We start from the raw sequence: 17884 nt of genomic DNA on the forward strand, positions 1-17884 counted from the left end.
ACATGATCGTGGTCATCCCCGCCTATGAACCAGGCCACGCTCTCGTCCGCGTCGTGCAAGGGCTGCTCCTCGAGCGTCCGTGTCTCGAGCTGTTCGTCGTCGACGACGGCAGCGGGCCGCGCTATGCGCCTATCTTCGATGCCGTTCGAGCCGCGGGCGGTGTGGTCCTGTCGCATCCCCGCAACCGAGGGAAGGGCGTGGCCCTGAAGAGCGTGTTCCGTCATCTGCTGAACATCGGGGCATCGGGACCGATCGTCACGGCGGACGCCGACGGCCAGCACCGGGTCGATGACATTCTGCGTGTCGCCGACGCGGTCACCGCGGGCGACGATCGCACGATGGTGCTCGGATGCCGCGGCTTCACCGGCCCGGTACCCCTGCGCAGCCGTCTGGGCAATGCGGCATCGCGTGTGCTCTTTCGTCTCGGTGCCGGCTGGTCGTTGAGCGACACGCAGACCGGACTGAGGGGCATCCCGGATGCCATGTTGCCGTGGATCCTCGATCAGGTGGGGGAGAGGTTCGAGTACGAGCAGAACGTCCTTCTCCGGCTGCACGAGGCCGGATGGCGTGTCCGCGAGCTATCGATCGCGACCGTCTACGAACCGCACAATCCGACGAGTCACTTCCGTCCCGTGGTCGACTCGCTGCGAGTCTTCGTCCCGCTCGTGTGGTTCGCCGGGTCCTCTTTCCTGGCGTTCCTGCTCGACACCGTCGCGCTCGTGGTGTTCGTCTCGATCACGGGGCTGCTGATCCCGTCCGTGATCGCCGCGCGGCTACTGAGCGCGACGGTGAACTTCGCGATGAACCGCAGGGTCGTCTTCCGTGCCCAGAGCGGACGACGCGCCCTCTGGCGCCAAGGGGTCCGCTATGGGCTGCTCGCGACAGCTCTGCTGGCGTCGAACGTTGTGTGGATGTCCTTCCTGACTGACGCAGGTCTGCCGCTTCTCCTCGCCAAGGTCATCACCGAGGGGATCCTCTTCGTGACCGCCTACCAGGCACAGCGAACATTCGTCTTCGCGGCGGGTCGTGCTCGCTCCGGCGAGAAGGCAGCACCCGACGACGAAGACAACAACGGAGCAGAGGCGCCGCATAACAAACGCATAGCACCCATTGTTCGGATGGAAGAAGACCCACACCTGGCAGGGAGAACCTCATGACCACCTCGACGATCGTCCTCATCGGCATCGACCTCATCGCCGCGCTCCTCTTGAGCCTCGGCATCTACTATCGCCGGCACCGCCGCCGCGACCTCGTCGTCGCGTTCCTCGGCGTCAACGTCGGTGTGCTGGCCGTCGCCTCCGTGCTCGGCACAGCCGAGGTGGCCCTGGGTCTCGGGCTCGGACTGTTCGGCGTGCTGTCGATCATCCGCCTGCGCTCGTCCGAGATCTCGCAGCGCGAGGTCGCTTACTATTTCGCGGCCCTGGCGATCGGGCTGATCTGTGGTCTGCCGCAGAGCACTCCGTGGTTCGCCGGGACCCTCGTCGTGCTGATCCTCGTCGTGATGTGGGGTGCGGACCACCCGGCCTTGTTCGCTCGAAGCAGGCATCAGATCGTCGACGTCGACCGCGCCATCACCGACGAAGATGCGCTGCGCGCCGAGCTCGAGCAGCGTTTGGAATGCACCGTGACATCGCTGACCGTGCAGCGACTCGACCTCGTGAACGACACGACCACCGTCGATGTGCGGTTTCGTCGCGACGCCGTCCGCAGGGCACCGCGACGTTCCCCAGGGCGGACGTTCGCCGACGCGCCGGCCGCAGAGTCCCTGGCGGTGCGCTGATGCCCGGCGCCGACGCCCTGGCCCGTTTCGAGGCGATCGGACTGGATGATCTGGTGGCCGAGGCCTCCCTCATGACCCGCGTGGATCGCAAGTACGTCGTGCCGCGGGCAGAACTGCCGGCCGTGCTCGGGCACCTGAACGAGCAGACACGTGTTCTCGAGATCGATGGCGAGCGGCGCTTCGGCTATCACTCGGTCTACTTCGACACCCCCGATCTGCTGAGCTTTCGGATGGCCGCGCATCCGCGGCGGCGTCGGTTCAAGGTCCGGACGCGCCGGTACACCGATGTCGGGACCGCGTTTCTCGAGATCAAGACCCGGGGCGCGCGCGGCGCGACGGTCAAGGAGCGCACCGAGTACCCGCCCTCGGCCGCCGATCTGTTGACCAGAGGTGCGCGGACGGATGTCGCGTCGGCCCTCGCGGCCGTGGGTGTGGAACCCGGCCGGGTCACGGAGCTCGGCCCGATCCTCGCCACGCGGTATCGCCGCGCGACGCTACTTGCCGCCGATGCGGTCGCCCGGGCGACGGTCGACACCGACCTCGAATGGATCGAGGCCGACGGCCGCGCCCTTCGACTGCCTCACCTCGCGATCGTCGAGACCAAATCCGGGTCCGCGGCATCGGATGTCGACCGACTGCTCTGGCGGCTGGGGCACCGCCCGACCTCGGTCAGCAAGTACGCGACGGGTCTGGCGGCGCTCCGTCCAGAGCTGCCGCGGAATCGCTGGGCACGGCTATTGCGTGATTCCTTCGCCTGATCCTCGCGACCGCCACCTTGTCGGCTGCGACTAACCCGGGGTCAGCCGGCGACGATTCCCTGCCAGATACCCGCCGCCCAGCCGAGCTGTGCGGGTCCGCATCCACCCGATGCCTGCGTTGCGCCGCGAGTGGCGGCCATGCAGTTGGCGAGCAGCTCGGGGTTCTTGTTGAACAAGGTTTGGTACGAGGGCGACGCGGTCATCTGCTTCCACACGCGGAACTGATACTGATGCGCGAGTTCGTGCGTCATGCCCCAGACCTTCGTCACGTAGGGCCAGTTGGCGACCGCGGACGACACCATGATCGTCCCGTTGCTGCTCGCACACGCGGGAGCCGTCACCCCGCCGCAATTGCCGTCGTATTCGACGAGCGCATAGCCTCCGCCGCCGACGTTGTTCAGGATCGCGCGCATCTCGGCGAACCATCCGGCGCTGCCACCCCCTGTCGAGGGCGACGAACTCGTTCCGCGAGTCACGGGAGCGGAGTATGACCGCGCTGCTGCCTCGGCGGCCTTCCGGCGTAACTCAGCCTCGTAGGCCTTGACCTTCGCGTCGACCTCGCTCGTCGCGCGCTGGACGGCTGCGGTCGGTTCGGCATAAGTCCCGGCGTCGGCGGGCGCCGCCGTCACGGTGGCCTGCGCGTCCAGGGCGGCCTGGCGTTGCGAGTCCACATCCACCTTGTTCGCGGCCGTGTCGAGGGCGGTCCGGAGGGCAGCGATCGCCTCGACGAAGGTGACCCGCGCGGCCGCCGCTTCGGACAGAGCGGATGCTTCGGTGTTCTCTTCGTCGATCGTTGTGCGCAGCGCAGTCAATGATGCCTCGGCATCCGTGATCTGCGTTTCGAGAGCGAGCATCCGTGACTCGCGGACGTCGGCCACGGCATTCAGCTCGGCGACTTTGATCGTTCCGAGCGTGATCGTGAAGACCGCGATGCCCGACACCACGATCAGCGTCCAGGACGAGGCCCTCACTCGAGAAACCCCTCCGTCGAACCCAGTGCGGCCCGCGCGTCGTCGTTCTGCGCCCGCCGTTCGGCTGCGCGAGCGGTGAGTTCGTCGACCTGTTCGAGGTGATCCTGGAGGCGCAACTGCAGCAGGGTGATGCGCTCATCGAGCTCGACCAGACGTGCTTCCGCCCGCGTCTGAGCCGTAACCCCGATCCCGAACGCCGCGAGTGTGCACACGACGGCGACACTCGTGAGCAGCGCGACAAGTCGACGACGCCGTGCGCCGGCCCGTTCACGCCGGGGTTCGCGGTCGTCCGGGCGAGTGGACGGGGACGTCTGCGCTGGGCGCCTGTCCTTCGTCTGCTGGAACACGATTCCCCTCCTCGTGACCTCTTCTTGCCCCTGATCCACCGGATTTCGCCGGTCGATGCTCCCCGATCCGGATTCTAGGTCGGACAATGGCGGGAATCGGGGAGGCGCGGCGGCTCGCCACGAGACTCGAACTCGCAACGTTTGTCCGGCGCGCTTACCGAGCAACCGCGCGGCGGTTCGAGAAGATTTCGACGTGGCGACAGGCTCCGTACAACGCGCGCTCGGCGTCGTTGTGTTGACGGCGGTCGTCACGGCGATGCTGGGCGTGGCCGTCGTCGCTCTGCTGCCCCCGATCTGGGTCGCGGCCACGACGCTCGTCGCGGAAGAAGACATGACGACCACGATTCGTGGGGAGCGTGTCGAGGCATCCGTGCCCGTGCCTGCCGGGTGGGCGATGCGGCCCACGTTCGCCGATGAGTCCCGGGTGACACTCACGAGCCCTGACGGTCGGATGCAGGTCGATCTGGCCGTCCGCGATGCGGGTGACCCCGTCGTGACCCTCGGGGACATCGCCCCGCGACCGCTCGATGCCCTCAGCCGCGAGCGAACGGTCGCGGGCCAAGAACTGCTGCACGCCAACACCGCGGACGGCGAACTCATCGTCGGCGTCGTCGTGTCGGGCGACGCCCTGCTGACTTTCGTGTCGGGTCCGCGTCAGGGGTACGACGCCGAACTCGCCGAACTCCTCGCCGAGATCGACGTGAGTCAGATCGGGGTGACCGGGTGATCCGCCGGAAGGTTCTCGCGACGGTGCTCGTCGCCGCGGGAGTCGTCGGTCTGTCGGCCTGTGCACCCGACACTGATCCGTCGTGGACGCCCGTTCAGTGGCCGGTCGTCGGAAGGATGCTGACGGCGCCGCCGCCACCGGTGGACCCCGCGGGCATCGCGCTCGCGTCGCAGCGGATCCGCAACGATGCGGTGCGTGTCGAGGCGCGTTGGGCGTACCTGCCCGGCGCGCAGCCGCTGAACGAGAAGATCGAGGCGACGGTGCGGGCCGCTATCGGCGAGCAGTCCGCGGCGGTCGGGGTCGTGTACGAGCCGCAGGTGTTCGGCGTCGAGGCTGCGCTCGGTGAGCGCGGGTGTGTCGCCGGCGTCACGGCGCTCCCGGCGGCCGACTTGCTGGGGACCGCGACCGACTCGCACACGGTGGTGGTGTGCGAGATCGTGCACGCCGCGGGATCTACGTTCGGCGAACGCCTCCGAGTCGTGCGCGGCTCCGCCACGGCTGTCGAGATGGACCAGATCACGACGCTCTACACGGATGTCGCGACCGGCGCCGTGGGCGACGGTGCGGCGCTGATCGGTGAGACCGATGTGCTGTGGGAAGACGTGGTTTCGATCGCTCGTCGCGCCGCCGGGGGACTGAGCCTGATCGCGGTCGGTCCGCCGTCGGACGAGCAACGCGCTTCGCTCGGGAATGCGCTGCAGGATGCCTCTTTCGTGGGTGGCGAACTCGTCGTGCCGTTGCCGGTGGGCTTCACAGCGCCCGAACTCGAGGGGCTTGCGGGTTGGCAGACGCCTGACGCGGCGCATCCGGTCTGGGTGTCGCTGCCGCGGGAATCCTACGATCCGGCCCTCACGGATTTCGGACGCCTGATCGCGGATGCGCAGGGTCCGTTCGCCGGCCCCGGGACGGCGGGTGCCGCGTTCGATCGAACGCCGTGCGATCTCGTCCCGTGTATGGCCCTCACCTTGGATGACGGGCCGAGCGGGCTGACAGACGGCATCCTCGACGCCCTCCGTGATCGGCACTCGTCGGCGACGTTCTTCATGCTCGGTCGCAACGCCCAGAATAGACCCGACACCGTGCGGCGGGTTTCGGCCGAGGGGCACGAGATTGGCAACCACACCTGGAATCATCCGGATCTGACGAAACTGCCGGACGGACAAATCGCCGCTGAGCTGCAGTCCACGGGCGACCTGCTGCGCTCGCTTTCGGGTCAGGCCGTTTCGACGTTCCGTCCGCCCTACGGTGCGCTGAGCGATCGAGTGCTGGGCGTAGCGGGAATGCCGGCGATCCTGTGGAGCGTCGACACGCGCGACTGGGCCGGGCGCTCCGATGCCGACCTGCTGTCGTATTCCGTGAGCGCCCCCCGCGTCGGCTCGATCATGTTGATGCACGACATTCAGGGTGCGACCGGCCGCGTCATGCCTCAGGTGTTGGACGGCCTGCTCGATCGCGGGTTCAGCCTGGTGACCCTGTCGAAGATCTTCGACGGACAGATCCCTGGCGGGATTGTTCGATACGCACCCTGATCGCGGCGTTCCCGATCGTGGCCCTCCGAGGCGCGGCGGGGGCACTACGGTGAACACGTGAGCTCTGCCCCGCGTTGTCCGCACTGTCGCCACTTCGTCTTCCTGGGCACGCTGACGTGCCCCAACTGCGAGGGCGAGCTCGGTTTCAATCTTCTCGACCGTGCCTTCTACGGCGCACGTCAGGGTCACGCCGTCATCGAGGGCGTGACCTGGTACACCTGCTCGAATCGCGGATGGGGCTGCAACTGGTTGGTGCGTGAGGATGCCGCAGCCGGCAAGTGCTTCGCATGCCGCCTCACGCGCCGCCAGCCGGACAGCAACGACACCATCGCCCTCGAAAAGCTCGGCAAAACCGAGGAAGCCAAGCGCCGCTTGATTCTGCAGCTCGGTGAGCTCGGGCTGCCGATCGTGCCCTGGGATGTGAAAAAGGGCGGGCTCGGGTTCGATCTCGTGTCGAGCCTGTCGTCCGGCGAGCGGGTCGTGATCGGACACGCCAACGGCATCATCACGATCGACCTGGCCGAGAGCCTCGACGATCGGCGCGAGGCTCTGCGCGTGCGGCTCGGTGAGCCCTACCGGACGATGCTCGGTCACCTGCGGCACGAGGTCGGCCACTACTTCCAGAACGTCCTATTGCCGGATGACGCGGCCTGGGATCGATGCCGGGCGCTGTTCGGCGATGAGCGCGCCAGTTACCAGGACGCGATCGCTCGCCACTATTCGCGTGGAGCGCCCGAGGGGTGGAGCGCGTCGTTCATCTCGGAGTACGCCACGATGCATCCGTGGGAGGACTTCGCCGAGACGTTCGCCCACTATCTCCACATCACCGGCACGCTCCAGACGGCCGCCGCGATCGGCATCCATCTGGACGCTGGTGTGACGAACCGCGACACCGACGTCGAACCGTTGGAAAGCTATCGGGACGAGCCGATCCAGCGCCTGCTGACGGACTGGGACTGGATGAGTCAGGCGTTCAACCGCATCAACCGCTCCATGGGTTCGGCGGACCTGTACCCCTTCGAACTGGTCGGCCCCGTGCGTCACAAGCTCGCGTTCGTGCACGACATCGTCACGAAGGCGCCGCTCACGTTGCCCGAGCAGATCGCGTTGGCGCTGCCTCGGGATACCGAGCGGACCTGAGGTCGGCTGGGCGGATTGTTCGGCGGCTCGTCGGGCGTCGCGGTTTGATCAGGGGTACTTCGAAGGCTGGCACCACAGCACGATGAGCGCGACGCCGCCGAAGGGCACGAAGGACAAGAGGATCCAGGCCCAGTGCAAACCGGCGTCGCGCAGGCGCCGCACCGAGAGCGCGACGGTCGGGATGAGGATGCCGAGGCCCCAGACGAAGAACCCGAGGCCTGCGAGGTAGCCCAAGATCGGCACGATGCTCAGAAACACGAGTCCGACGGTGACGAGCGTGGAGAAGAGCGTGAAGTACCAGAACTCGGCGCGCGTGGCGCGGCCATCGAACGTCGCGTAACGAGAGAAGACGACGCGGATCGCGTCACCCATGCCGCGTACGAGCGGCCGGGTGTCTGCGGGGGAGCGCCAGACCCCGACCGGTGGTGGGGTGTATCCCGAACCCAGCTGACCCCCGGTGCCGGGAACGAGGGGGCGATAGACGGATGCGGGGGACGCCGGTGTGGGCGTCGTCGCCTGTGCGGACGGGCCCGATCCGGTCGGGACGAGCGCGTACTGCGGCGTCGCGTACGGCGGGATGCTTGTCTGTGTCGGGGGAGTCGGGGACTCGGCGTGGAGCAGTGCTCGCGGTTGTGCCCCGGGCGCCGACGGTACGGGCGACGTCTGGTTCGACCAGGAGAGTCCGTCCCACCAGCGTCGCTGACGGGCGTCGGACGGGTCGGGGTACCAACCTGCGGGCGGCGGGGGTGAAACGGCCATGGTGCTCCGAATCGGTGGAGATGTATGCACCATACAACAGCACTGCGTGGCGCCGAATCACCACGCCTAAGCTGGACGGGTGATGCACCGGCGCGGAACTCTCACCGCTGTGGTGGCGGCTGTCGCGCTGCTGTGCGTCGCTCCGTCCGCGGCTGCCGTGGGCGCCACCTCACCGAAGGTGACTGCGAGGGCCTCCGCATCCGCGTCCGCCTCTGCCTCACCGGTGCCATCCTCCGCCGCGGTGGCCTCCGATTCACCGTCCGCGGCGCCGACCGCCACGGATTCGTCCGCCTCGGTTCGAGTTGTTGCGGGCGACGATGCGGCGCTGGCCGAGCGTGCGTCCGCCATCGTCGCGGGAATGAGCCCACGCCAGAAGGCGGGCGCACTCGTGATGGGCCATCTGCCCTCGACCGATCCCGAAGCGGTGCGCGCCTACATGGAGCAGACGGGCGCGGGCGGCTTCATCGTGATGGGCGCGAACGTCTCGGGTTCCGAGTCGGCGCTCCGTGCGCTCGCCCAGTCCGCCACGCTCGATCCGACGCTGCCCGCCCTGTTGGCCGTCGACCAGGAGGGGGGAGACGTTCGGCGTTTGAAGTGGGACGACTTTCCGTCGTCGCTGACGCTGAAATCGGCGCCGCCCGAGGCGACGGCCACGGCTTTCTCGGGGCGCGGGGCGCTCGTCGAACGCGCCGGTATCGACGTCAATTTCGGAATTGTCGCGGACTACACCGACGATCCCGGCTCGTTCATCTATCGCCGCTCGTTGGGGACGGATGCCTCCGCCGCCACACTCCGCGTCGCGGCGGCCGTGTCGGGTGAGGCGTCGTTCGTCGATTCGACGCTCAAACACTTTCCGGGTCACGGCGCGGCTCCCGGCGACTCGCACCGCACGATTCCGTCGACCGACATGTCAATTGAGGCGTGGCGCGCCGGTGAGGCGCTGCCGTTTCAGGCGGGCATCGACGCCGGGGCGCAGCTGGTGATGTTCGGGCATCTCGCATACACCTCGGTGGATGCTGCCCCGGCTTCGCTGTCGGTTGCCTGGCACGACATTCTGCGTGACGAGCTGGGGTTCACCGGCGTCGCGATCACGGACGACATGGCGATGCTCGAGGCATCCGGAGTCGCCGCGTATCAGGACCCGGTCGCGAATGCGGTCGCGGCTCTCGTCGCCGGAAACGACATGGTTTTGGGTGTCGCGTACTCGTCGGTGGATCGGGCAAATGCGGTGATCGACGGGATCGCGGGTGCGGTCGCATCGGGGGCGCTGTCTGCCGAGCGTTTGGACGAGGCCGCGACCCGCGTAGTCGCGCTGCGCCTGAGCTCGGCGATAGCGGGCGCCCTGCCCTGCAGTGTCTGCTGACGCGCTGGTCCAACGCGCGGGGTCTCGTTCGTTGAGCGAGGAGCGTAGCGACGAGTCGAAACGTGGGTGCGTGGGTGCATGCGTGCGTGCGTTTCGGCTCGCTGCGCTCGCTCAACGGGCGGGAGTTGTTCGCGGGTGCGGTCAGAAGGGGATGAGTTCGAGGGGGTCGAATTCGAGGTTGTCGTATTCGATGTCGTCGGGGTCGAGCTCTTCGGGCACTCGCGTGATTGTGTCGGGTGCCCATGGTTCGGGTATTTCGTGTTCGGGGTCGGGGGCGAATTCGATGGTGCTGATGGGTGTGTCGATATAGATCCGGCCGGTGGGGCTGGTCCATTCGAGGATGCCGCCGGGGAGTTGTCGGACGGTCCAGGCGGTGTGGTGTTTGAGCATGTGATGTCTCTCGCAGAGCAGTGCGAGGTTGTATTCGCAGGTCACCCCGCCGTGGGCGTGGTCGAGGGTGTGGTCAACGTCGCAGCGTTTGGCGGGCATGCGGCAGCCGGGGAACCGGCAGTGCTGATCCCTGACGGTGAGGTGCCTGCGTTGCTGTTCACTGGGCCGGTACCTGTCGACGGCGAGGACCTGACCGGAGATCGGATGCGTCAGGATCCGGTCCCACCCGGCCGCCCCCTCGGTGAGCATGCATGCCGTTTGCGGGTCGATGGGGGAGTGTCCGACGAGGAACGCGGTCTCGTAGGGGTCGGTGATCCGCTTCTCGATCAGCGACATGACGGGGACGGTGATCTGCACGGTGGCGCGGATGGCTCCGAGGTCGGTGGGTCCGCCATCGTGGGCGGTCGGGGCGGCCGTGAGGAGCAGGTCGCCGAGGATGTCGGCACGGATCTGGTCCGTCGTGCGAATGTCGTCGGTTTCGGTTTCGGTTTTGGCTTCACCCTCGCGGGCGTCGATGACAGAACGTGCCATTTCGCTGAGCCGATCGTGCACACCATGCGCAACAACGGCCGGCAGCAGAGCCCTCAGTTCTGCCATGCCGTCCTCGACATCGGTCACCCACACGGCCCGGTCTTCCACGGCGCGGCGGTGCCGCTGTTCGAACGTGGTGTCCGCGTACCACTCCGCGCGCCGCTTCGCCAACGGTGTGAGCCGGGTCGCGGACTCCGCCGCCGCGATCTGCAGCACGTCCTGTTCGAACTCTGCCCGCATTTCCGGGGTCTCGATGATGGCCCCGGCCGTCACGATCGCCCGGACGTGCGCCGCGGAGATGACCCCGGCATCCAACGCTTCCAGCGTCCCGACGTAGTCGTTCACGAGGGTTGCGGCTTCACCCATCTGACGTTGCACCGTGCGGTCGCTGACCCGCAGCGCGGCGCCGATCTCGGCCGCGATCGATCGATACGGGAACCCGGCGTCTGAGCCGACGCGACTGTTGTCGGCTTCTTCGGTCCAGTCCGCCGCGATCGCCTGCGCCTCCGCCAGCGCACGGGCTTCCTCGGCATCCAACCGGGCTTTCGCCGCACGGATCTCGATCAGCTTCGGCAGCACCACGTTCATCCGCGCATCAGCCCGAAGGCGGGCGGTCAGTGCGGATTCGGTCATGACTTCATCATCCGACCAACCACCGACATTGAACCCCCGAAAAGCTCCCGGATCAGGCCTTCGCAGATGAGAAGAACATGAGAAATTGACCACGCCTGCGTGCGTGCGTTTCGTCTCGCTGCGCTCGCTCAACGGCCGGCGGTATTCGCCGAACTGTCACGAAACGCTCGATCTGGGCACAATATGCAGCAGTCTGTGACAGCTCGATCGAGAGCGGGGAGGGCGTTTCGACTCGCTACGCTCGCTCAACGACCGAGAGGCGATCTACGACGCGAGCGGCTCGATGAGTTCGGGCCCGTTGTTGCGGACGTTGCCCACGGCGCGCCCCACGACGTGATTGTCGAGCGTCGCGGCGACGGAGGGTGCGGCGTCGATCGCGGCGTCGAGGACGTCGCCGATGTTGTCGGTGTCGGTATCGAGCCAGGCCTCGGCGTGGTCCATGTCGACGAACAGTGGCATGCGGTCGTGGATCGAGCCGAGGTTGCCGATCGAATCGCGCGTCAGGATCGTGAAGCTGAGCACCCAGCGCGCCGGGTCGTCGTCCGCAGCGGCGGGGTTCTTCCACCACTCGTAGAGCCCCGCCATGAGGAGGGGAGAATCGTCCGCCGGGTGGATATAGTGCGGCTCTTTGCCGTCGTCCGTCACCTTCCACTCGTAGTAGCCGGAGGTCGGCACGATCGCGCGGCGCTTCTCAAGCGCACCACGGAACATCGGCTTGTCCTCGATCTCCTCGGAACGCGCGTTGAACGCGCGCGACCCGATCGAGACATCCTTCGCCCAACTCGGCACGAGGCCCCAGCGCGCAGCCTCGAGGCGTCGGGTCGGGGGGTCAGTCTTTGCCGAGTCGAGGACGATAACCGCCCGGTCGGTGGGCGCGATGTTGAACGAGGGCGCGGGCAGGTCTTCGGCCACCGTGTCGACATCGAGCAGGGCCGTCAGATCGGCCGGGGGTCTGGTCACCACGAAGCGTCCGCACATACCTCAAACCCTACGCGCGGGCGCCGACATGGCGATGGCGCGGCTCAGACGAGGCCCGCGCGCTCCAACTTGTCCAGGATGCCCGCGCCGTCGGACGCCGTGACCCACGGGGCCTGAGCATCCGAGTGATCGTCGACCGTCTGACGTCCACCGGCCAGCACGGCCTCGGTCGTGGAAAGGCGACGGATAGCGACCGCCGAGACCTGCCCCGGGTGGTCCTTCGCGAACTCGGTGTAGATCGACTCGTCGTGCTGACCGTCGTCGCCGATCAGCAGCCACTGGACCTGCGGAAACTCCGTCGCGAGCCGACGCAGGTTGTCGAGCTTGTGCTCACGGCCGCTCCGGAACCACCGGTCATGGGTTGGGCCCCAGTCGGTCAGCAGAATTCCGCCGGGCGGGAAGAGGTGGCGGGAGAGGAAGCGGGTGAGCGTCGGGGCGATGTTCCATGCGCCGGTCGACAGGTAGATCATCGGGGCGCCGGGATGGCTGCGTACCAGGCGCTCGAGCAGCACCGCCATACCGGGCACGGGCAGGCGAGCGTGCTCGTCGACGACAAACGAGTTCCAGGCGGCGATGAGCGGACGGGGCAGCGCCGTGACCATGACGGTGTCATCGACATCCGAGACCACACCGAACTTCACGTCCGAGCCGACGATGAACACCCGCGCCTCGACGGGGTCGCTGTTCTCGACGGACAGTTCGAGGGTCTGCCATCCGGACTCGAGCTCGGCCTGGATGACCGTGTCGACCACGCCGCCGCGGTCAGACACCACCGTGTGGGTGCGCCCGGCGACCGTGATCTTCACCTCGGAGTAGCCGACGGGGATGCTGACGAAGCTGCGCCAGCCGCGCAGGCTGCTGATCTCGCCCGACTTCGTATCGCGGGGCGGGCGAACGATCAAGACCCGTCCGACGACGCGCACCCAACCCTCGCCGCCGTAGCCCGGGAAGGGGACGATGCTGGCGCTCAACCCGCGCCGACGGGCGCGCTTCTCTCGCCAGGCGTGGAATCGGTGCTCGAGTCTTGCCAGCCAGAGGATCTTGGCGGGAAAAGCGGGGGCCTGCGTCGTAGTGGGCATCGCCCTCAGTCTTTCATGCCCTCCGGAGCATCCTCGTCGTGAAGGTGACGGCGTTCGATACGTTCGATGACCTTCTTGCCAACGAACACGAGCACGATGAACAACACGATCACGCCCACGAAGATGTACCCGGCGAAGTGCACCGTGTCAGCGAGCTCGCGATACGTGCCGGCGGCGGCCGCGGCGACGGAGACGTAGAGCGTTGCCCAGAGGATGCAGGCGGGCGCTGTCCACGCGAGGAAGCGCCGAAAGGGGTAGGCGGTCATGCCGACCGTCAACGGTACGAGCGAGTGCAGTACGGGGAGGAAACGCGACAGGAAGATCGCGGGCCCACCCCGGCGGCGCAGGTAGCGCTCCGACCGTTCCCAGTTCTTCGCACCGATGCGCGCGCCGAGACGAGAGGCGCGGATGCGTGGGCCCAGCCATCGACCGATCCAGAACCCGATGCTCTCGCCGATGAGCGCCCCAACGACGACGGCGATCCCGAGCAAGACGCCCTCGAGCGGCGACGACACCGCAGTCGCAGCGACGATCACGATGGTGTCGCCGGGAACGATCAGGCCGATCAGGATGCTCGTCTCGAGCATGATCGCGACGCCCGCCAGCAATGTGCGCAACACCGGGTCGACGCTCTGGACCGCGTCCAGCAGCCACGAGAGGAACTCGTTCACGCGTCGAGCCTACGACGCCCAGGTCCCCGTACCCTGGGTGCGTGCCCCAGGATCTCGACGTCGAGTCGCTCACCGACTGGATCGAGCCAGCCGTGGTTTTCGCAACGCTGGAATCGGCGCATCCGAACGTCTTCTGGTTGGACGCCGGCACCGACGCGGACTCGGGGTGGAGCTTCGTCGGTCACGGCGTGCCCGCGACCGCCGACGAGGTGCGAGATGTTCGCCTGGCCGGGGCCTTCGGCGACGCCGAGACCGCAGACCGCGAGTGGCCCGCGGGCCCGTTCCGGGGCGGTTGGGTCGGCTGGTTCGCGTACGACACGGCGGCCGAGCGCGCCGGTGCTCCGGCCCGGAAGACCTCGGACGACGCGCACCGGGGCGGAGTCGATCAGGATGCGTGGATGCGCGCCCGCGCCTGGTTCGCCTTCGATCACGCCAGCCGCCGGGCGTGGGCCGTTGCCTCCGCCCGGGAGCTTGCGTCGTGGGCGGAGGGGATCGGAGCAGCCGCGAGCGCGATGCCCCTGCCCGCGCCGCCCGCGCCCACCGTGCCAGAGTCCGCGCCGGAGTCCCCCTCACCGAGGACTGCCACCTCGCGACACACCCCCGACGAGTACGAGGTATTGATCGCGCAGTGCCATGACGCGATCCGCGCGGGTGATGCGTATCAGCTGTGCCTGACGACGCGGTTCGAGGTCGAGACATCCGACTCTCCCGTCGCCGTCTACGCCCGGCTGCGCGCGTCGAGCCCCGCACATCACGGCGGGTTCGTCCGCATCGGTGGAGTCAGCCTGCTGAGCGCGAGCCCCGAGGAGTTCCTCGGCGTCCGCGACGGGATCGTACGCACGCGGCCGATCAAGGGCACCCGGCCGCGGGGCGCCGACCCGGAGACGGATGCCGCCCTGGCCCGCGACCTGCTCGCGAGCGAGAAGGAGCGTGCCGAGAACGTCATGATCGTCGATCTGATGCGCAACGACCTGTCACGAGTGTGCGAGGTGGGTACGGTGCGGGTCGACGCGTTGCTTGCGGTGGAGAGTTACCCGCACGTGCATCAGCTCGTCAGCACGGTTTCGGGGCAACTGCGACCGGGCAGCACGGTGGGTGAGCTCCTCGATCGCGCCTTCCCTGCCGGCTCGATGACGGGGGCGCCGAAGCTCTCGGCCATGACGATCCTGCAGAAGCTCGAGGTGGGGGAGCGGGGGATCTACGCCGGATGCTTCGGGTGGATCGGCCTCGATGGCACTCTCGATCTCGCCATGGTCATCCGCTCGATCGTCATGCGTGACGGCCACGCCGTCGTCGGGGCGGGCGGCGGCATCACCTGGTCGTCCGTGCCCGTCGAGGAAGTCCGCGAGGTGGGCATCAAGGCGCGCGCACCGCTCGCCGCGCTGGGCGCCACTCTGCCCGCCGGTTGGTAGGGCGAGCGCGCTCATCCACCGCCCGGCGAGCGGCGCAGACGGGTCCGGTAACCTGGAAAGAGCGCCTGCGCGCATCCCGAACCCCCCGCTCGATTGGTTTTCTGTGTCCCAGACCGTTCCCACCGACAACGCTCCCGCCGATGGCGCGCATTACGACGCCGCCGCGATCCAGGCGAAGTGGCAGGCTGCGTGGGAGGCGAAAGACCCGTTCCGGGCCGGCGGCGATGCCGACACGCGGCCGCGCAAGTACGTGCTCGGCATGTTCCCGTACCCGTCGGGCGACATGCACATGGGCCACGCCGAGAACTACGCCTACGTCGACACGGTGGCCCGTTTCTGGCGCCACCGCGGCTACAACGTGCTCAACCCCATCGGCTGGGACTCGTTCGGTCTGCCCGCCGAGAACGCGGCGATTCAGCGCGGCGTCGACCCGCGCGAGTGGACCTACGCGAACATCGGCCAGCAGAAGACGAGCCTGCGCGCGTTCGGCACGTCGTACGACTGGAGCCGCGTGCTCCACACGAGCGACGACGACTACTACCGCTGGAACCAGTGGCTGTTCCTGAAGCTCTATGAGCGCGGGCTGGCTTACCGAAAGGATGCGCTGGTCAACTGGGACCCCGTGGATCAGACCGTGCTCGCGAACGAGCAGGTACTGCCGGATGGCACGTCCGATCGCAGCGGCGCGATGGTCGAGAAGAAGAAGCTCACGCAGTGGTTCTTCAAGATCACCGACTACGCAGACCGCCTGCTCGATGACCTGAACCAGCTCGAGGGATTCTGGCCGCAGAAGGTCATCCAGATGCAGCGGAACTGGATCGGCCGCTCGATCGGTGCCGATATCGACTTCGAGATCGAGGGGCACCCCGACACCGTGACGGTGTTCTCGACGCGCCCCGACACTCTCTACGGCGCGACGTTCTTCGTCGTCGCGCCCGACTCCGACCTGGCCCAGCAGCTCGTCGCCGACGCCGAGCCCGAGATTCGTGAGCGCTTCACGACGTACCTCGACGGTGTGCGCCGCGCAACCGACATCGAGCGTCAGAGCACGGACCGCCCGAAGACGGGCGTGTTCCTCGGCCGCTACGCCATCAACCCCGTAAACGGCGCCCGCCTGCCGATCTGGGCCGCAGACTACGTCCTGGCCGACTACGGTCACGGTGCCGTCATGGCCGTCCCGGCACACGACCAGCGCGACCTCGACTTCGCCCGCGCGTTCGACCTGCCCATCACGGTTGTCGTCGACACGACGGCCCCGATCACGGGTGCGATCCCGGTGATCGAGCTCGACGACGAGGGGGTGCCGATCGATCCCGGTGCCGACGCATCCGGTCTCGACGACATCGACCCCGCGCGCACCGGCGTCGCCCTGACGGGCGAGGGACGGATGATCAACTCCGGCCCCCTCGACGGCCTGTCGAAGCGGACGGCGATCACGCGAAGCATCGAGCAGCTCGAGGCATCCGGCAAGGGACGCGCGGCGAAGTCGTATCGCCTGCGCGACTGGCTGATCTCGCGCCAGCGATTCTGGGGAACGCCGATCCCGATGCTGCACATGGACGACGGCTCGATCGTGCCCGTCCCCGAAGACCAGCTGCCGATCCGGTTGCCCGACGTGCAGGGGCTGGACCTCACGCCCAAGGGCGCTTCGCCGCTCGGTGCCGCCGAGAACTGGGTCAACACGGTCGACCCCGCCACCGGGGCATCCGCTCGACGCGACCCCGACACGATGGACACGTTCGTCGACAGCTCGTGGTACTTCCTGCGGTTCCTGTCGCCCGGAAATGACGAGAAGGCGTTCGCCCCGCGCGAGGCTCAGCGTTGGGCGCCGGTCGATTCGTACATCGGCGGCGTCGAGCACGCGATTCTGCACCTTCTGTACGCGCGCTTCATCACCAAGGTGCTGTTCGACATGGGCCTCGTGGACTTCACCGAGCCGTTCTCGTCGCTCATCAACCAGGGCATGGTCACGCTCGGCGGCACGAAGATGTCGAAGAGCAAGGGCAACCTGGTCGAATTCGCCGCGAGCATGGAGTCCCCGGGCGCCGACGCCGTGCGCGTCGCGATCGCGTTCGCCGGACCCGTCGAGGACGACATCGAGTGGGAGGATGTCTCGACCGGCGGTGCGCAGAAGTTCCTCGCCCGTGCCTGGCGTGTCGCGAACGACGTGGACAGCGACCCGAGCGTCATCTGGGCCGAGGGCGACAGCGCCCTGCGTCGCGTGACGCACCGCCTGCTGGCCGATGCGCCCGGACTTGTCGAACAGACGAAGTTCAACGTCGTCATCGCGCGCCTGATGGAGCTCGTCAATGCGACTCGCAAGGTCATCGACACGGGTGCCGGTCCCACCGACCCGGCCGTGCGCGAGGCCGCCGAGGTCATCGCGATGATCCTCGACCTTTTTGCGCCGCACACGGCCGAAGAGATGTGGGAGATGCTCGGCTACGAGCCCTTCGTCGGCCTCGTGCCGTGGCGTCAGGCGGACCCGATGCTGCTCGTCGAAGAGAACGTGACCGCGGTCGTGCAGGTCGACGGCAAGGTGCGCGGCACCCTCGAGGTGCCCGCGCGGATCGGCGCCGAAGAGCTCGAGAAGCTCGCCCGCGCCGACGAGAAGGTCATCCGTTCGATCGGCGACCGCGAGATCGTCAAGGTCATCGTCCGTGCGCCGAAGGTCGTCTCGATCGCGACCCGCCCCGTATAGCTGCCGCCCCGTGTAGCTGCCGCCGCTCCCGCTGCTACCGCTACCGCTGCCGAAAAGTGGGACATGCCCTTGGGATGTGTCCCACTTTTTGTCGGTAAGCGGCGATCAGAGCGAG

Annotated in this window: 16 protein-coding genes; 9 read left to right on the plus strand and 7 right to left on the minus strand. The window is 67.7% G+C overall.

The window, feature by feature from the left end; genetic code table 11:
* Positions 1-2 precede the first annotated feature (2 nt).
* From CGU34_RS02365 to CGU34_RS02375, 3 genes are read left to right on the plus strand one after another with little or no spacing between them, the layout of a single operon-like run.
* A complete protein-coding gene (locus CGU34_RS02365) occupies positions 3-1157 on the plus strand; it encodes a bifunctional glycosyltransferase family 2/GtrA family protein (protein WP_100813132.1) in 1155 nt (384 codons plus the stop codon).
* On the plus strand, positions 1154-1780 hold the full coding sequence (locus CGU34_RS02370; protein WP_100813133.1) for a DUF4956 domain-containing protein: 627 nt from the start codon (positions 1154-1156) through the stop codon (positions 1778-1780). Before CGU34_RS02365 ends, CGU34_RS02370 begins: the two co-directional genes overlap by 4 nt.
* Entirely contained in the window at positions 1780-2538 is a 759-nt protein-coding gene (locus CGU34_RS02375; protein ID WP_198517650.1) for a polyphosphate polymerase domain-containing protein, read from the plus strand. Before CGU34_RS02370 ends, CGU34_RS02375 begins: the two co-directional genes overlap by 1 nt.
* A gap of 41 nt (positions 2539-2579) precedes the next feature.
* On the opposite strand, the gene CGU34_RS02380 is transcribed toward CGU34_RS02375, so the two are convergent.
* Positions 2580-3509, minus strand: a complete 930-nt coding sequence (locus tag CGU34_RS02380; RefSeq protein WP_100813134.1) for a hypothetical protein — start codon at positions 3507-3509, stop codon at positions 2580-2582.
* Positions 3506-3856: a hypothetical protein gene (locus CGU34_RS02385; protein ID WP_036295477.1), complete on the minus strand. Its 351-nt coding sequence runs from the start codon at positions 3854-3856 to the stop codon at positions 3506-3508. The genes CGU34_RS02380 and CGU34_RS02385 overlap by 4 nt, the downstream gene beginning before the upstream one ends.
* Before the next feature lie 193 nt (positions 3857-4049).
* On the opposite strand from CGU34_RS02385, the gene CGU34_RS02390 reads away from it, so the two are divergent.
* From CGU34_RS02390 to CGU34_RS02400, 3 genes are read left to right on the plus strand one after another with little or no spacing between them, the layout of a single operon-like run.
* Positions 4050-4583 (plus strand): hypothetical protein, encoded by a 534-nt coding sequence (locus CGU34_RS02390; RefSeq protein ID WP_036295474.1) that lies wholly within the window; start codon positions 4050-4052, stop codon positions 4581-4583.
* Complete coding sequence (locus tag CGU34_RS02395; RefSeq protein WP_051512972.1) at positions 4580-6112, plus strand: polysaccharide deacetylase family protein; 1533 nt, start codon at positions 4580-4582, stop codon at positions 6110-6112. The genes CGU34_RS02390 and CGU34_RS02395 overlap by 4 nt, the downstream gene beginning before the upstream one ends.
* A gap of 57 nt (positions 6113-6169) precedes the next feature.
* Positions 6170-7252 carry a zinc-binding metallopeptidase family protein gene (locus CGU34_RS02400; RefSeq protein ID WP_051512970.1) on the plus strand — a complete coding sequence of 361 codons (1083 nt, stop codon included), beginning with the start codon at positions 6170-6172 and terminating at the stop codon, positions 7250-7252.
* 48 nt (positions 7253-7300) lie between these two features.
* On the opposite strand, the gene CGU34_RS02405 is transcribed toward CGU34_RS02400, so the two are convergent.
* Positions 7301-8011 (minus strand): DUF805 domain-containing protein, encoded by a 711-nt coding sequence (locus CGU34_RS02405; protein WP_051512967.1) that lies wholly within the window; start codon positions 8009-8011, stop codon positions 7301-7303.
* A 241-nt stretch (positions 8012-8252) separates the two neighbouring features.
* On the opposite strand from CGU34_RS02405, the gene CGU34_RS02410 reads away from it, so the two are divergent.
* Positions 8253-9374, plus strand: coding sequence for a glycoside hydrolase family 3 N-terminal domain-containing protein (locus CGU34_RS02410; RefSeq protein WP_232711492.1), 1122 nt, complete (start codon positions 8253-8255; stop codon positions 9372-9374).
* Positions 9375-9515: 141 nt separating this feature from the next.
* Here CGU34_RS02410 and CGU34_RS02415 read toward each other — a convergent pair whose 3' ends face one another.
* The 4 genes from CGU34_RS02415 to CGU34_RS02430 all read right to left on the minus strand — a co-directional run bounded on the left by CGU34_RS02415 (position 9516) and on the right by CGU34_RS02430 (position 13656).
* Positions 9516-10928 carry an HNH endonuclease signature motif containing protein gene (locus tag CGU34_RS02415; protein WP_100813136.1) on the minus strand — a complete coding sequence of 471 codons (1413 nt, stop codon included), beginning with the start codon at positions 10926-10928 and terminating at the stop codon, positions 9516-9518.
* Positions 10929-11192: 264 nt separating this feature from the next.
* Positions 11193-11906, minus strand: coding sequence for an SOS response-associated peptidase (locus tag CGU34_RS02420; protein WP_100813137.1), 714 nt, complete (start codon positions 11904-11906; stop codon positions 11193-11195).
* Positions 11907-11950: 44 nt separating this feature from the next.
* On the minus strand, positions 11951-12985 hold the full coding sequence (locus tag CGU34_RS02425) for an App1 family protein (RefSeq protein ID WP_036294189.1): 1035 nt from the start codon (positions 12983-12985) through the stop codon (positions 11951-11953).
* 5 nt (positions 12986-12990) lie between these two features.
* Positions 12991-13656, minus strand: a complete 666-nt coding sequence (locus CGU34_RS02430; protein ID WP_036294187.1) for a DedA family protein — start codon at positions 13654-13656, stop codon at positions 12991-12993.
* A 41-nt stretch (positions 13657-13697) separates the two neighbouring features.
* On the opposite strand from CGU34_RS02430, the gene pabB reads away from it, so the two are divergent.
* Both pabB and leuS read left to right on the plus strand, forming a co-directional pair.
* A complete protein-coding gene (gene pabB / locus CGU34_RS02435) occupies positions 13698-15068 on the plus strand; it encodes an aminodeoxychorismate synthase component I (protein WP_036294184.1) in 1371 nt (456 codons plus the stop codon).
* Positions 15069-15171: 103 nt separating this feature from the next.
* Positions 15172-17769 carry a leucine--tRNA ligase gene (gene leuS, locus CGU34_RS02440; protein WP_036294182.1) on the plus strand — a complete coding sequence of 866 codons (2598 nt, stop codon included), beginning with the start codon at positions 15172-15174 and terminating at the stop codon, positions 17767-17769.
* The last annotated feature ends 115 nt before the right edge of the window (positions 17770-17884 follow it).

It is taken from the genome of Microbacterium lacus, from assembly GCF_002812805.1.
Classification (GTDB): Bacteria; Actinomycetota; Actinomycetes; order Actinomycetales; family Microbacteriaceae; genus Microbacterium; species Microbacterium lacus_A.